This window comes from Geobacillus stearothermophilus ATCC 12980 (assembly GCF_030369615.1).
GTDB classification, from domain to species: domain Bacteria; phylum Bacillota; class Bacilli; order Bacillales; family Anoxybacillaceae; genus Geobacillus; species Geobacillus stearothermophilus.
Map to the genome: position 1 here is coordinate 297334 of NZ_CP128494.1, position 15123 is coordinate 312456.

The following is a 15123-nucleotide window of genomic DNA, read 5'->3' on the forward strand; positions in this document are numbered from 1 at the left end:
GGGTCTCCTTCTCCAAAAGGAATTTTTGCGCATGCTCGTCCGTCTCGAATTGGATGAAGCGAAACAGCGGCTGTTGTTCGGTTTTTTCGAGACGTATTTGCGGCGATCTGAAGAGGAGGAAGCAAAACGGCGACACGAGGGGAGCCAAATGGAAACGAAGGAAGCAAAGCGTGTGATGGAGCTCATCGTCTCATACGAACAGCGGGGGATGGAAAAGGGAATCCAACAAGGAATCGAACAGGGGTTAAAGCAAGGGATGAAGCAAGGACGCCAAGAAGGGATCGAGGAAGGGAAGCTCGACGTGGTGAAGAGAATGCTGGCGAAAGGATACGATGTCGACACGATCCACGAACCGACCGGACTGCCGATGGAGAAGATTGAAAGGATGAAGGGGTGAGATGGTCCTTCGCCGTCAAGCCCCACATTGTCGTCGACCTCCAATCGTGCCAAAACCCCGGGGGATCGACGACAATGGTTTTATGCGTTTGTCATAGTTCCCCTGAGATTATCGCTGTGGTATAATCTATATACATGCAACATGAAGAGTTAACTGTAGATGAGCATTTTTCATTACAATAATTTCCATGGTTAGAGAGACAAACAGTGTACCCCTTACGCGATACGGAGCTGTTTTTTGATCACATCAATGGGAATATCTTGCTTTGCAGCGTCATAAATGAACTCGACGACGCTGTGGTCTTTCCGCGACCGAAGAAGCTCCAGCCCGGTGGAGAGGTTTTGTCGGGATTCGGCGATGCTGTACACGCAGGAGAGCAGCACCACCGCCCAATACCGTTTCACCGCCCGAACGTGGTGAACGCGGTATCCATCCAGCTTCAGTTGATCTTTCGCCTGCCGGAAAAAGCATTCGATCGTCCAGCGCTGGGCGTAGTAACGCAAGATGTCTTCGTCCCCGAGCTCCCGGTCGGTGCTCAAGACGCAATGGAGATGTTCCGGTGTCATCGGCTGATCCGCCTTCCAAGCCAGCAGCACCACCGCGTCATCGAGGCCATGGATGGCCCCCTCATAGCGATACACGCGGTAATGCTCCTGACCCACCGTGACGAGGCGGGTGTCTTGGGGCTCGATATAGCGGGCGAACTGCTTGGCTTGGACGGCGATGCCTTTCGGATAAAGAATCCGGTTCGCCTTGAGCATCGCGATGACATGGAATCCCTGTTTCAGACAGGCTTCGATGAGCTTTTTGGACGGATACCACGAATCCATGAGCACATACACCGGCTGAGCCCGCTTCACCTTGAGCGAGGAAAGCATCTCGATCGCCAGGTCGATCTTGCTTTTTCCCGCTTTCTTGTCATACAGGCGGAACGCAAATGGGAACGCCTGCGTGAAGGTGTGCACCATCAGCCAAACGAGCGAATGCCCCCAGACCGATTGATGATCTTTATGCGAGTAGTGCCAGTCGCACCCTTGAATGGCGTGCACAGCCCGTGACGAAGGCTTCGTTTTTTGGCAAATCGTATCATCAATCGAAACAAAAAGGGGTTGATTCTTCCGTTTGGCCAGTCGTTCGACCTGGGAAAGGATCCACTCTTGAAGCTTCCCAAGCAGCCTTTCCTCGTTCCAAGGGCTTTTCGTGAAAAAGTGACGGAGCGTCGTTCGATGATTCGGATGAAAGCTCCAGTAATGAATATCAGTCAATGTTCCCGAGAATCCCTTGGTGGTCAAGGCATCGACAATATGAATGAGATGCTTGATGACCGGTTTGGAAAGCTGCAGCGTCAACCCCAGCGTGAAGAAAAACTTGTGGATTCCTTGGTGATGTGCTAATCTATTCATGAGACATGAACCTCCTTGTGGATAGTTGGTGGTACATCTATTCTAACCAAGGAATCCGGTTCATGTCTCCTTTTTTGTTTAGTTGTCAATTTATGTCAGTGAATTTGCTCATCTACAGGAGTTAACTTCTCAGTCATCCTGCACACCCTAAACGCTGCAGCACTTCCTCCGGACGTTCGTGGATGTAGTTGACAAACCGAGTAATGGCTTGAATGATATCGTTGCGATCCTTGTGAAATACATTGGCAATCACCGTATCTTTCAGCCATTTCCATAAGCGTTCGATCGGGTTCAGCTGTGGCGAATAGGGAGGAAGGTAAATAAAGTGAAAACACTGCCCTTCTTCCCGCAAAAACTCCTTGACCATTTTGGCATGGTGAATGCGGGCGTTATCCAACACCAAAACCATGAGACGGTCTAAATAGCGCTCTTTGAGCATTCTCAAGAAATCCAAGAACGTCGCGGCATTAGCAGCGGTCGTTTGATGAAGCACCGTTTCACCATCATGGACGTTGACCGCGCCAAACCGCGATACGTGGGCATGATGGCCAAACGTCGGCACTTGTTTTTGGCGGCCGACTTCCGACCATGTGGACCGCAAGACATGGTAAGAGCGGATATGGGTTTCATCGATGTACAGAAGAACAGCATCTTCTGTCTCCTTGGTGATCAAGTTTTTTTTTTATCAGATCCATTTGTTTTTCAAATTGTTTTTGCTCATCCAGATTTCCTTTCGCCAGTGTGTACGTCGGTCGTGTCCACGACAGCCCTTTGCGGTGCAGGAGTTTTCGCAGCGCTTCGCGGGAAATGGAAACACCGAATTGCTTTGCGACATAGGATTGCAGGAGTTTGGTGTTCCACGCCGAAGCAACGTCCCAGCCCAGTTCCGCGGGAGTAGTGGTCAACACAAGGTGTTTGATCTCTTCCTGCTGTTCTTCGGTGAGAAACGGCTCCCGCCCGGGGGCGAAATCCCGATGAAGCAAGAGCTCCAGACCGCCTTCGTTGAACAGCGACACATAATGGGAAACGGTTTGTCGGCACACGTTGACCATGGAAGCCGCCTCTTTGCCCAAATAGCCTTCCATGACCAGGCGAACCGCCATCACCCGTTGGCGAAGAAGGGTGTTTTTGATTTTCCGTTCCTGTTTGCGAAGTGTCCGAGGTGTCCATCCGTGATCGTTGGTGATTTTGAGACGTTTCATGCAGAATTCTGCTCCTTTTCCATTCTTTTCCTTAGGAGCAGTATAACCGGAGTGGGAACCACTTATACGAAGGTTAACTTTTCAATGAGCATATATATAGTTGAGCGTTAAGACTCAACTAGCACCACGGGTTGAATATACTCTTCAAGCTCATTACTCCCCTCTCTGAAACAGCCTCTGTGGCCATCTCCATCCCCACCTTCCATAAACATACGTTCGTAATCTTCGGTATTAACTATGAAATAAATGTGAACATCATTGACAAAAGTAATAATCACCTTTAATATACCGTATAGGGTATATTATTAAAGATCATTCAATACGAACAGATAGGATCTTTCATGCTTGCAATAATTAGTCAATAAATGCAACTTCGTAATCTATATAATGGAGGGGAATCTTCATGCGAAAAATTGTAATTGTCGGCGGTGTAGCAGGGGGAGCCACCGCAGCGGCCCGATTGCGCCGGTTAAGCGAAAAATACCAAATTATTATGTTTGAGAGAGGCGAATACATTTCGTTTGCTAACTGCGGCCTGCCGTATTATATCGGCGAAGTCATTACGGATAGAAACAAACTATTAGTCCAAACGGTTGAAGGAATGGCGAAGCGTTTTCGTATTGATGTTCGCAATTTAAGCGAAGTCACAGCGATTCATCGTGACCGTAAAACTGTTACAGTAAAAAATATCCGCACTGGCGAGGAATACGAAGAAACATACGATACATTAATTTTGTCACCTGGCGCAAAGCCGATGATACCGCCAATTCCTGGAATTCATGAAGCCAACGCGTTATTTACGCTTCGTAATCTATCTGATACAGATAAAATAAAAGCGTACGTTGATCACGAAAAACCAAAGAGCGCCGTAGTCATTGGCGGAGGGTTTATCGGTGTCGAGATGGCAGAAAACTTAGTCAAGCGCGGAGTGAACGTAACGCTTGTGGAAATGGCAAATCAAGTGTTGGCACCGATTGACTACGAGATGGCATCGATTGTTCACGCGCATATGCGTGAAAATGGCGTAAATTTGATTTTGGAAGATGGCGTGAAAGCTTTCGAAGACAACGGCCGACGTATTGTTCTAAATAGCGGCCGCACGCTTGAAACCGATATGATTATTTTGGCCATCGGGGTACAGCCAGAAAGTCAATTAGCGAAAAATGCCGGACTTGAACTTGGGGTGCGCGGCACTATCAAAGTCAATGAATATTTGCAAACATCCGATCCGAACATTTACGCCATCGGCGACGCTATCGAAGTAAAAAACTACATTCATGGTTTTGAGACATTTGTCCCTCTTGCATGGCCGGCGAACCGCCAAGGCCGCTTGGTAGCGGATCATATTCATGGGCTCGATGTGAAATACAATGGCACATTAGGAACTGCGATCGTGAAAATTTTCGAATTAACCGTCGCAGCAACAGGAAATAATGAAAAAACCTTGAAACAACTCGGCATCCCATATGAAGTTGTCCATGTTCATCCAATGAACCATGCGGGCTATTATCCAAATGCAACACAAATGACATTGAAACTGATTTTTGACAAAGAAACAGGCAAAATTTATGGTGCGCAAGCCGTTGGAAAAGACGGCGTCGACAAACGTATCGACGTCATCGCAACCGCTATTAAAGGCGGCTTAACGGTTCGTGATTTACCGGATTTAGAGCTTGCCTACGCACCGCCGTTTTCTTCCGCGAAAGATCCAGTGAATATGGCCGGTTACGTTGCTTCGAACATTCTCGATGGAATGGTGGAAACCGTACAATGGCATGAAATTGATGAAATCATCGCAAACGGAGGCACGCTCATTGACGTTCGTACACCAAAAGAAGTCGCACGTGGAACGATTCCTGGTGCTATCAATATTCCGCTTGATGAACTGCGCGAACGTTTAGCGGAACTTCCGAAAGACAAAACCATTTACGTAACATGTCAAGTCGGCTTGCGTGGATATTTAGCAACACGAATTTTGCACGACAACGGTTTCCGCGCGAAAAATTTAGATGGCGGCTATAAATTGTATTCCTCCGTATTTGGTGCAAAACACCAAGTTCAAAATATGCCGCCGAAATTCGTAGAAAAATAATGAACCACTCCCACCTTCATTCCATGAAAAGGTGGGAGTTTCTTATTATCTCCAGCAAAGAAGTTTTGGCATAGAAAAATTCTTGTATAGAACACATATTTGTTTTTATACAAAAAAACCGCTGATCATCTTGCCCTTCCCTTTCGTTTAGAGAAAGGAGGCTTTTCGGGAAAAAAGGGAAACGATCAGTAGTTTTTGGCGTTTATTTTACCACTTCATGAAACGTAGCTTCTGTTATGCTTTGTAAATCTTCCACGCTTAGTTCAATTAACAAACCAATTTTGCCGCCGCTAACGATGATATGCTCAAATTGACAAGCACTGGAATCGATAAAGGTCGGATAATGTTTTATCATCCCTATCGGTGAACACCCTCCACGAATATAGCCAGTCAATTTTTCGATATCTTTCATCGGCGCCAATGCGACATTTTTCTCTCCCGTTATTTGCGCAGCTTTTTTCAAATCGAGTTCCGATTCTACAGGGATGACAAACACATAAACGTTTCCGCTTTTCCCCTGTGTTACTAATGTTTTATATACCAATTGAGGGTCTTTCCCAATTTTTTGAGCAACCGATATGCCGTCAATTCTCCCATCCTGACTGTCGTAGGTAAAGACATTGTAAGGAATCATTTTTTTATCAAGAACACGCATCGCGTTGGTTTTTTCTGTCGCCATTTTTCTTCCCTCCAGTTCGTTTCAACAGTAAATGCTGGATAATCAACACACATGGGAACAAATATGTTTTTTAAACATAATCATCAAAAACAAGTGTTGTATTCCCCTGCAATTATTCTAACTGCCTTGATTTTATTCCTATCGGCGCAAAAAACAACAATCTAGTCACGCCTGAATAGAATGGAAATGTCGATCTCATGGTGTTTCCTTTATCTATACACATGCAACATGAAGAGTTAACTTCTCAGTCATCCTGCACACCCTAAACGCTGCAGCACTTCCTCCGGACGTTCGTGGATGTAGTTGACAAACCGAGTAATGGCTTGAATGATATCGTTGCGATCCTTGTGAAATACATTGGCAATCACCGTATCTTTCAGCCATTTCCATAAGCGTTCGATCGGGTTCAGCTGTGGCGAATAGGGAGGAAGGTAAATAAAGTGAAAACACTGCCCTTCTTCCCGCAAAAACTCCTTGACCATTTTGGCATGGTGAATGCGGGCGTTATCCAACACCAAAACCATGAGACAGTCTAAATAGCGCTCTTTGAGCATTCTCAAGAAATCCAAGAACGTCGCGGCATTGGCAGCGGTCGTTTGATGAAGCACCGTTTCACCATCATGGACGTTGACCGCGCCAAACCGCGATACGTGGGCATGATGGCCAAACGTCGGCACTTGTTTTTGGCGGCCGACTTCCGACCATGTGGACCGCAAGACATGGTAAGAGCGGATATGGGTTTCATCGATGTACAGAAGAACAGCATCTTCTGTCTCCTTGGTGATCAAGTTTTTTTTTTATCAGATCCATTTGTTTTTCAAATTGTTTTTGCTCATCCAGATTTCCTTTCGCCAGTGTGTACGTCGGTCGTGTCCACGACAGCCCTTTGCGGTGCAGGAGTTTTCGCAGCGCTTCGCGGGAAATGGAAACACCGAATTGCTTTGCGACATAGGATTGCAGGAGTTTGGTGTTCCACGCCGAAGCAACGTCCCAGCCCAGTTCCGCGGGAGTAGTGGTCAACACAAGGTGTTTGATCTCTTCCTGCTGTTCTTCGGTGAGAAACGGCTCCCGCCCGGGGGCGAAATCCCGATGAAGCAAGAGCTCCAGACCGCCTTCGTTGAACAGCGACACATAATGGGAAACGGTTTGTCGGCACACGTTGACCATGGAAGCCGCCTCTTTGCCCAAATAGCCTTCCATGACCAGGCGAACCGCCATCACCCGTTGGCGAAGAAGGGTGTTTTTGATTTTCCGTTCCTGTTTGCGAAGTGTCCGAGGTGTCCATCCGTGATCATTGGTGATTTTGAGACGTTTCATGCAGAATTCCGCTCCTTTTCCATGCTTTTCCTTAGGAGCAGTATAACCGGAGTGGGAACCACTTATACGAAGGTTAACTTTTCAATGAGCATATATATAGAAGCCTTTCTGACGGCCTTTTCACGCGTCATAGTTCCCCTGAGATTATCGCTGTGGTATAATTACATGGGCTGAGTATTTTTCGAGCATTGCGTCATAGTTCCCCTGAGATTATCGCTGTGGTATAATAAAAAAAGCACGTAACCAATAAGGATAAAGTCATAGTTCCCCTGAGATTATCGCTGTGGTATAATATATCCGCCTTGCGCAATATCCTGAAAAACGTCATAGTTCCCCTGAGATTATCGCTGTGGTATAATCCGCGTTGGCTCGCAAAATCGCCAACACTGTCATAGTTCCCCTGAGATTATCGCTGTGGTATAATCGCTGGCGGCATTGGAGTTTTTCGAAGATGGTCATAGTTCCCCTGAGATTATCGCTGTGGTATAATTAACTGACGTACATTTCGCCGCATCGGGCGGTCATAGTTCCCCTGAGATTATCGCTGTGGTATAATACAAGAATTTATTCTTATTCCGGGCGTTCGGTCATAGTTCCCCTGAGATTATCGCTGTGGTATAATAGAGGAACGATAGTCAAAACCCTTAACACGGTCATAGTTCCCCTGAGATTATCGCTGTGGTATAATTTCACCGCAAGATGAACGAATATTTAGCAGGTCATAGTTCCCCTGAGATTATCGCTGTGGTATAATCATTCCTTTTCACTGGTGATGCGGAGGCAAGTCATAGTTCCCCTGAGATTATCGCTGTGGTATAATCGAAGGAATGACGGGTGGAGTTCCCTTCGGTCATAGTTCCCCTGAGATTATCGCTGTGGTATAATTGGTATGCGGCTCAACATGGCTATGATGCCGTCATAGTTCCCCTGAGATTATCGCTGTGGTATAATCGCACCGATTGAACAACACGCGCTTTCTCAGTCATAGTTCCCCTGAGATTATCGCTGTGGTATAATTATGACACCTTATTAGGTGCCTGGGTGAAAGTCATAGTTCCCCTGAGATTATCGCTGTGGTATAATCAACGTAAGGAAGTGGAGCTATATAGAGAGGTCATAGTTCCCCTGAGATTATCGCTGTGGTATAATACGTATCCAAAAAAGCCTGCAATCTCAAGGATCGCAGGCTTTTTTGCTTTCAAAAAATGCAAAGGCGCTTATGCAAAAAGAGGAACCATTTCTGTTTTTTTTAAAAAAGCGTCAGCTGGGTGGATGTCACTTTCTTTTCTTGCGCCGTTGGTTCCCCGAGAAGCAGCTGCATTTTTGCGTACTGCTTTTCCGTTACGACCATCGCCCGAATCGATCCTCGAGGGGGCAAGTTGCGTTTTAATCTTGCCAAATGTTTGTCCGTTGCTTCATGTCCGTGGCAGACGCGGCTGTAGACCGAAAATTGCAACATATCGTACCCTTCGTTCAGCAGGAATGTGCGAAATCGCCGGTATTCGCGCTTCTCCCGGTTGGTCACGACGGGAAGATCGAAAAAGACGAGCAACCGCATAAACTTACTCATACACGTGCAGTTGCAACGGGAGAAGTTCCGGCAATTTCAACAACGAAGGGTCTTGGCTTCGGCTTGCCGTGACGAAGCTTTTTATCATTTCTTCCACCGCGTTCACGACGGTCAGTTTTTCTCCATTCACTAGTATGTCCATGTTGGCTAAATTATATAAGTCTGCCCGAATGGATGGAGAAAATTCATCATCCGGTTGAATATGTTGAGCCACGTATAGGTCAACGAGCGGACGCAATACTTCCATAAAGTCGTCGGCGAGATTAAATTTGTTCAACTCGTTATCATGGTAAATTCCTAAGCATGGGAAAAAACCATACCCAACGAGAGAGCGGGCGACGAGTCCCCGCATAATGGCGTATCCGTAATTTAAAGAAGCGTTCACCACGGAGTCGCTTCGTCGGGTAAATTCACTGCCAAATAAATACTGGAAATACTTTTTGGCTCCATACGCTTCACGGTTATTGCTGTCTCCAGAGTCGACGGTTTTGCTGATGCGGTATAGCTCGTCGGCCCCTTCTTTGTTCAGGAACTCCAAACACTTTCCTTGATTGATGAGTTTTTGGATCACGACCCGCTGCCAAATTCGCTTTTTAAAAGGCTTGGAGTAGGCGTACTGCATGTGCAGCACGCCCACTTGGCGGGAATGTTTTTGGAACGGCTGCAGCACCCCATTGGGAAGCCGTTTTTGGTCACAGGTGAATAATGCAATGTTATGTTCGGCCATTTTGCTTAAAGCGGCTACTGTCACGCTGACAGCTTGTTCCTCGATGATAATGGAACAAATATCCTCGAGCGGGATCGAAACTTTTTCTTCCTGTTCAATCACGAGTTGATTGTAACGGACGGATAGTTTTCCCGGGTTTCGAATGAGCAGATGACGCCAACCCAACTCTCTTTTCCCCTCTCACTTTGTAGATGTTGCCGAGCACATCTACTTGATATTTCTCGAATCGTTTGAGGGTTCTTGAACCGACGCCGCGGAGCGAGAAACGGTGGTCATGGCTGATCAACTCTAATCCTCCGTTGGCTGAGTCAATCGTTTTGTAGTAGACAAATACATCCTTAACGTTGATCTCTTCGCCTGCGGCTGTTTTCACTGTTTTTTCCCGCGGAAGCTCAATGCGAATGAGATCATTCGGGTACAGGCTAAATCGGAACGTATAGTCCTCCGTCATTTCCTTCCACTCAGAGTACGGCTTGTTCGGCTCGATGGCTTTGTTTGGCAAAATCCCTTTCATGATGTCCATGGTGTAGACAGGGACACAATAATATTTCCCATCTTTTTCAAATACGTCAACCCGAACGATGTTGCTGTTGTAGGCGACGGTTTTGCCGTCATTGAGCGGGATGACCTGGTTTTTTGTGTCGATGATTTTTACGGTCCGAATGACAGGCCCGGGTTCGCCGTTCTTTTTCGGCTTGTACAAAGGTTCTTGGAATGCCTTTTTCGGGTCATTGTTATGTTCAAGCAGACGCTGGCGGATCGCTTCGTATGTCCTTGGGTCGCTTTCTTTGCCGTACATCGGAAAATGCCCGCTCGCATCCAACTTGATTTCGGACAGTTTCGTTTTGACAACAGTTTGGATTTTCCCGCTCCGTTCATCGATACCGACGTAGCGCCGTAATGTTTCTTGATGAGCCGCCCCTGTAACGCTCCGCTTCGGCATTCGGGATACAAAAACCGGCTGTAGCGATTCGAGTTTCTGATCATCATAATTTCCAAGATTGAGAGCTTTTATACTCTCTTTTGGATGTTTGGATAAACGCGCCCGCAGTTCGTCGGCGAAGTGCGGCCAAGGCTGCGGGAAGTGCGGTTCTGTCTTTTTGGCCAGTTCTTTGTTTTGTTCGCGCCGTTGGTAAAAGGCGGTGACTTTGGCGATATCGCTTGGCGTTGTGCAAGCGACGATCACGGCATCGACGGCATGATGCAAATCCGATTCTTCACGGTTTTTGTTAAACTCCCAGCGGCTTCGTAAATGGGCGGTAACGCGGCCGTTGACCGTATAGACTTTTTGCTTGTCATCACTTTCGGCGAATTTCAGATGTTCGCGAATAAAGTTGGCGAAAAAGCGTGAAATATACCGGGTGTCATTTAAATTTCGATTTTTAAATTCTGTTTCTTCATTTTCATCATAATGGAGTCGGAGCAGCCGATCCCGTTTCTTTTTGGAAAACTGCTTGTTCGTTAACACAAACGTTTCAAACTGTTGCCAGCGTTCGGTTCCGACGCCTAAATATTCGGCAGGAATGCGGTTGCCTTTTTCGCGGTTTTCTCTTGTCAATACCAACACTTTATTGGTATAACTGTCGTCCAAGCTTCGGCTATACGGGATGACGTGATCCACTTCTACATACCCCGGTTCAAGCAGCCGCTCGATTTCGATCGGTTGAAGCGAGTAGGCGCTCCTCCCATTTTGCTCACTCCAAAGTTTGAACTTGACAATGTCATGGCCGGTTGGGTTTAGCGTCAAGCCATACTCCATGAGTTGGCGGATGGCGGTTTCGTTTTTCTTCCGGTTTTCGTCTTGTTCTTTTTTTGTTTTCCGCCGTTCGTCAAACGTTTGTGATAAATCGCGGGCCAACTCGATATGAATGGATACCGGCGAACCGTACTTTTTAATAATAGCATTCACCACTTTCCGCGCCTGTGTCAATGCACGCATGACGACCGGATTGGCGATCGGCGGAATATTTGGTAGCAACATTGTTTTTTGTTTCTTCTTTGGCCCTGTAAATGTGTATCCCGCCCGCTCACAAGCCGAAGAGTAGACTTCTCCTTGTTCCATGTACGGGAGAATGCTGCGAAGCGCCTTTAGCGACAAATGGCCGAATTTGGTGAATGACAAGTTCAATAGTTCCTCAATTAGCTCGTTGTCATATACCTTGTTCGCTAAATTTGGCATCCGTTTTCCGTTTTGTTCATATTCGTTTCGCAAGTAGCTGTGAATGTCAGCATCATCTTTAAACAATGTCAGGGCGTAACCGAATGTATCAAAATCGATTGGGAGAAATGAACTTGACTTCTCTTTTCCATACACTTTATCGACGGCTTTCCGAATTTGATGATAGGCGTCGAGTTCAAGGAATCGGATGTTTTCATTTTGCTTTCGTGATTCGCCTCGATCATACACAATGCCTTTAAAGTAAGTGTCATCAGGCAAATGGAGCAACGTCCGTATATCATGGTAGGTGATTTTGTTTTTTTGGAATGCCTGTTCATACAAAAGGCGTCGTTCCTCATCGGTGAGCCCTCGTGCGCCTGATGGGGAGATGAGCCGCAATTTATTGATGTGCTCCCAGGCGATGAACGATTGGAATGTATAAGTTGCTTTTGGCGCCCGTTTTTCTTTCGGTTCAAAGGCACAAAAGCCGACCTTTTTCTCGATGTCATCTTTGGAAGCGACAGGACGCTGGGAAGCCCAAATGGCGATATATTCATTCTCAAACTCTTCCGTGCAACTCATGTTTCCAAACTCACGCTGTTTGGAGAAAATGAGTCGGATCTCGCGTTCTAAGTCATCGCGGGCGATTGTGTTTGTATAATTTTCTCCTTTATTGCGCTTATGGAGCGCAAACTTTGGATCTTTCACAATCATTTCGCCGACGGTCCGGTAGCTTGAGAGAATGGCCCGGTTTTCTTCGATATGTTTGAGCATCGTGCTGTTTTCTTTGTTGCTGCGCTCGCTTTTGCGGTTGGATTTGAAGCCGCGCCGCTTGGCTAGATGAAGGAGGACGCGAGCCAGCTCGTCGTTGTTTAATTTTCGATCCAATGCCTCAACACGCAGCTGCCAGACGTCGATTTCGTGTTTTTCCTCGAATAGTTTGTCCAGTTCCTCTTTCGTTAAAATTCCTTCGCGAATGACCAGACGGCGAATGCGCTCCAGCCGATGCTTGCGGCGGCGCAATCGACGCCGGGCGGAGCGGGCGAGGCGTCGGGGAAGAGCTAGGGATTCTCCCGTCTGCGGATTTTCGGCTCTGTCAAAAATGCGGACGCCCAAATCTTCGATGCGGGGAATATCCAAGTTCATGACTGCCCAACCTACAGAGGTAATGCCGATATCAAGGCCGATTTTGTATCTCATGTCGATCCCCTCCCGTTAATAGAGATATGTAGTAAAAAAGACCTTAGCGTTTTCCGCCAAGGTCTGAGTTTGCGCAAGGATGGGGAATGCCCGCCAAAAGCGGGCGACAGGCGATCCCCAACGCCGCGGGTCAGTCTGCCTTAGGCAGAAAGCCCTTATCATAGTAACCCTGAGATCATTGCTGTGGTATGATCCTATTACTATAATAATGGGGAATTTTAGAAAACGCAAGCATTTTTTTCAAAAGTTAGATCATTTTGAGTGGAGGGAAACCCACTCGTATGGGTCTGCCCTAGCGCTGCATCCACCAAATAATTCGGTTGCCACCATCTTGCTAAGCAAAATGGGGTATAATGAAGAGGAGAAAGTCGACGTGAAAAAGGAATTTTTGCGCATGCTCATCCGTCTCGAGCTGGATGAAGCGAAACAGCGGCTATTGTTCGGTTTTTTTCGAGACGTATTTGCGGCGATCCGAAGAGGAGGAAGCAAAACGGCGACACGAGGGGAGCCAAATGGAAACGAAGGAAGCAAAGCGTGTGATGGAGCTCATCGTCTCATACGAACAGCGGGGGATGGAAAAGGGAATCCAACAAGGAATCGAACAGGGGTTAAAGCAAGGGATGAAGCAAGGACGCCAAGAAGGGATCGAGGAAGGGAAGCTCGACGTGGTGAAGAGAATGCTGGCGAAAGGATACGATGTCGACACGATCCACGAACTGACCGGACTGCCGATGGAGAAGATTGAAAGGATGAAGGGGTGAGACGGCCCTTCGCCGTCAAGCCCCACATTGTCGTCGACCTCCAATCGTGCCAAAACCCCGGGGGATCGACGACAATGTTCTTTTGCGCCAAAATCCTACAGCCAACACGGCTGAACGATATTGACAGAATATTTGAAACGTGATATTCTGAAAACAGCCAAAAGGGGAAAAGCTTGATTTTATGCGCATTGTGTGGGTTTTTATCGTACCTATGAGGGATTAAAACTTATCCAACTCCCCGTCTTCTACACATATCTGAATCGCGTTTTCACCCGCGCAATTTGGTGATCTTTTCACCTCTTGTGCTGTCTTCGCTGGCAATGTGGAGATGACCCACCATCTTTCCTTGATCCTCGCCACGTGCAAAACTTCTTCTTCGTTCTGTTTTTCTCGCGGTAGCTTTGTTCGATGCGCTATACTTGGATAGAAGGAGCAACATTTGTTTGCTTCCGGATGGGCGTTTGTTTTTGCTTTTTCACGATGGGGGCAAGCAAAGGAAAGAAAGGGGAACGGTTATGCGCTGCAAGCTTCGCGATCTCGGTTTTTCCATCGGCACGCTTCCGACAGGGGAGCGCAATCAAGTCACCGATGTGCCTGGGGTGCGGGTCGGTCATGTGACGATTCGGGAAGATATGAATGAGCGGACAGTGATCCGCACTGGGGTGACGGCGGTGTTGCCGCATGGGGGCAACTGGTTTTTGGAGAAGGTGCCCGCGGCTTGTTTTGTTTTGAACGGTTTTGGGAAAACGGTCGGGTTGGTGCAGGTCGAGGAACTTGGGTTGATCGAGTCGCCGATTATGCTGACCAATACGTTCAGTGTCGGCGCTGTCTGGCAAGGGACGCTTGAGTATATGCTTGCGATGACGCCGGAGATCGGAGATACGACCGGGTCGGTCAACATTGTCGTCGGGGAATGCAATGACAGCTATTTGAATACGGCGCGGGCGCTTTCGGTGACGAAGGAGCATGCGAAAGAGGCGATTGCCGCGGCGCGGGTGGAGATGGAAGAAGGGGCGATCGGCGCGGGGACGGGTATGATGTGCTTCGGCTGGAAAGGGGGCGTTGGCAGCTCGTCGCGGGTCGTGAGTAGGGGATATACGGTCGGGGCGCTGGTCGTGAGCAATTTCGGCCGGCGTGAGGAGTTGCGGTTCGTGCCGTATGTGCCGCCGTCGTTTGATGAACGGGATGTGCCGCCTGGTTCGATTATGATGATCGTCGCGACCGATGCGCCGCTTGATGCGCGGCAGTTGAAGCGGCTGGCGAAGCGGGCGGCGGTGGGGCTCGGGCGGACGGGAAGCTGCGTCCATCACGGGAGCGGCGACATTGTCATTGCGTTTTCCAATGCTTATACCATTCCCCATTTTTCGGATTCTGCTCTTCAACCGTTCCCTCCGCTCGTCCGTGATGACGCGCCGCTCATGAATGAGCTGTTCCAGGCGGCGATTGAGGCGACCGAGGAAGCGATTTGGAATTCGCTTACGATGGCCGAGACGACGGCCGGGCGCAACGGGCGGGTGGGGGAGGCGATTCCGTATTCGCTGCTTCGACGGATGGGAGAATGATCGAAAACGGCCTGAAAGGGATTCCTCTCAGGTCGTTTATTTATGATCTTGGCCG

The 15123-nt window shown here is 47.9% G+C and carries 11 protein-coding genes, 2 pseudogenes and 1 CRISPR repeat array; of the genes and pseudogenes, 4 read left to right on the forward strand and 9 right to left on the reverse strand.

What is annotated here, in order from left to right; all coding sequences use genetic code 11:
- Positions 1-13 precede the first annotated feature (13 nt).
- Positions 14-397 (forward strand): annotated as a pseudogene (locus QSJ10_RS01595) (RpnC/YadD family protein); the annotation flags it as partial.
- A gap of 215 nt (positions 398-612) precedes the next feature.
- Here QSJ10_RS01595 and QSJ10_RS01600 read toward each other — a convergent pair.
- The 3 genes from QSJ10_RS01600 to QSJ10_RS01610 all read right to left on the reverse strand — a co-directional run bounded on the left by QSJ10_RS01600 (position 613) and on the right by QSJ10_RS01610 (position 3002).
- The gene (locus QSJ10_RS01600) at positions 613-1800 is read right to left on the reverse strand and encodes an IS701 family transposase (RefSeq protein ID WP_289493444.1); all 1188 of its coding nucleotides are present in this window, start codon (positions 1798-1800) and stop codon (positions 613-615) included.
- 133 nt (positions 1801-1933) lie between these two features.
- Entirely contained in the window at positions 1934-2473 is a 540-nt protein-coding gene (locus QSJ10_RS01605) for an IS630 family transposase (protein WP_033016649.1), read from the reverse strand.
- Entirely contained in the window at positions 2427-3002 is a 576-nt protein-coding gene (locus QSJ10_RS01610) for a helix-turn-helix domain-containing protein (RefSeq protein ID WP_289493445.1), read from the reverse strand. Before QSJ10_RS01610 ends, QSJ10_RS01605 begins: the two co-directional genes overlap by 47 nt.
- 403 nt (positions 3003-3405) lie before the next feature.
- Between QSJ10_RS01610 and cdr the strand changes: the two genes are divergently transcribed.
- Positions 3406-5094 carry a CoA-disulfide reductase gene (gene cdr, locus QSJ10_RS01615; RefSeq protein ID WP_061567561.1) on the forward strand — a complete coding sequence of 563 codons (1689 nt, stop codon included), beginning with the start codon at positions 3406-3408 and terminating at the stop codon, positions 5092-5094.
- A 202-nt stretch (positions 5095-5296) separates the two neighbouring features.
- On the opposite strand, the gene ybaK is transcribed toward cdr, so the two are convergent.
- From ybaK to cas9, 6 genes are all read right to left on the reverse strand, one after another.
- Positions 5297-5773 carry a Cys-tRNA(Pro) deacylase gene (ybaK, locus tag QSJ10_RS01620; RefSeq protein WP_012749287.1) on the reverse strand — a complete coding sequence of 159 codons (477 nt, stop codon included), beginning with the start codon at positions 5771-5773 and terminating at the stop codon, positions 5297-5299.
- Between the two features lie 248 nt (positions 5774-6021).
- Complete coding sequence (locus tag QSJ10_RS01625) at positions 6022-6561, reverse strand: IS630 family transposase (RefSeq protein WP_289493446.1); 540 nt, start codon at positions 6559-6561, stop codon at positions 6022-6024.
- On the reverse strand, positions 6515-7090 hold the full coding sequence (locus QSJ10_RS01630) for a helix-turn-helix domain-containing protein (protein ID WP_289493445.1): 576 nt from the start codon (positions 7088-7090) through the stop codon (positions 6515-6517). Before QSJ10_RS01630 ends, QSJ10_RS01625 begins: the two co-directional genes overlap by 47 nt.
- Before the next feature lie 126 nt (positions 7091-7216).
- A CRISPR array of direct repeats spans positions 7217-8239; the repeat unit is 36 nt; unit sequence GTCATAGTTCCCCTGAGATTATCGCTGTGGTATAAT.
- Between the two features lie 100 nt (positions 8240-8339).
- A complete protein-coding gene (gene cas2, locus QSJ10_RS01635; protein ID WP_033016933.1) occupies positions 8340-8648 on the reverse strand; it encodes a CRISPR-associated endonuclease Cas2 in 309 nt (102 codons plus the stop codon).
- A 4-nt stretch (positions 8649-8652) separates the two neighbouring features.
- Positions 8653-9552: a type II CRISPR-associated endonuclease Cas1 gene (gene cas1, locus QSJ10_RS01640; protein WP_053532222.1), complete on the reverse strand. Its 900-nt coding sequence runs from the start codon at positions 9550-9552 to the stop codon at positions 8653-8655.
- Positions 9482-12745 (reverse strand): type II CRISPR RNA-guided endonuclease Cas9, encoded by a 3264-nt coding sequence (gene cas9, locus QSJ10_RS01645; protein ID WP_053532223.1) that lies wholly within the window; start codon positions 12743-12745, stop codon positions 9482-9484. The genes cas1 and cas9 overlap by 71 nt, the downstream gene beginning before the upstream one ends.
- Positions 12746-13055: 310 nt before the next feature.
- On the opposite strand from cas9, the pseudogene QSJ10_RS01650 reads away from it, so the two are divergent.
- Together QSJ10_RS01650 and QSJ10_RS01655 are read left to right on the forward strand one after the other, a co-directional pair.
- Positions 13056-13506 (forward strand): annotated as a pseudogene (locus tag QSJ10_RS01650) (RpnC/YadD family protein); the annotation flags it as partial.
- Positions 13507-14021: 515 nt separating this feature from the next.
- Positions 14022-15068: a DmpA family aminopeptidase gene (locus QSJ10_RS01655; RefSeq protein ID WP_033016948.1), complete on the forward strand. Its 1047-nt coding sequence runs from the start codon at positions 14022-14024 to the stop codon at positions 15066-15068.
- Positions 15069-15123 lie beyond the last annotated feature (55 nt).

Coding starts and splice junctions, on each gene's coding strand:
- QSJ10_RS01600 (WP_289493444.1), bottom strand. CDS start 1,800: ATGAATAGATTAGCACATCACCAAGGAATCCACAAGTTTTTCTTCACG.
- QSJ10_RS01655 (WP_033016948.1), top strand. CDS start 14,022: ATGCGCTGCAAGCTTCGCGATCTCGGTTTTTCCATCGGCACGCTTCCG.
- ybaK (WP_012749287.1), bottom strand. CDS start 5,773: ATGGCGACAGAAAAAACCAACGCGATGCGTGTTCTTGATAAAAAAATG.
- QSJ10_RS01630 (WP_289493445.1), bottom strand. CDS start 7,090: ATGAAACGTCTCAAAATCACCAATGATCACGGATGGACACCTCGGACA.
- cas9 (WP_053532223.1), bottom strand. CDS start 12,745: ATGAGATACAAAATCGGCCTTGATATCGGCATTACCTCTGTAGGTTGG.
- cdr (WP_061567561.1), top strand. CDS start 3,406: ATGCGAAAAATTGTAATTGTCGGCGGTGTAGCAGGGGGAGCCACCGCA.
- cas2 (WP_033016933.1), bottom strand. CDS start 8,648: ATGCGGTTGCTCGTCTTTTTCGATCTTCCCGTCGTGACCAACCGGGAG.
- QSJ10_RS01610 (WP_289493445.1), bottom strand. CDS start 3,002: ATGAAACGTCTCAAAATCACCAACGATCACGGATGGACACCTCGGACA.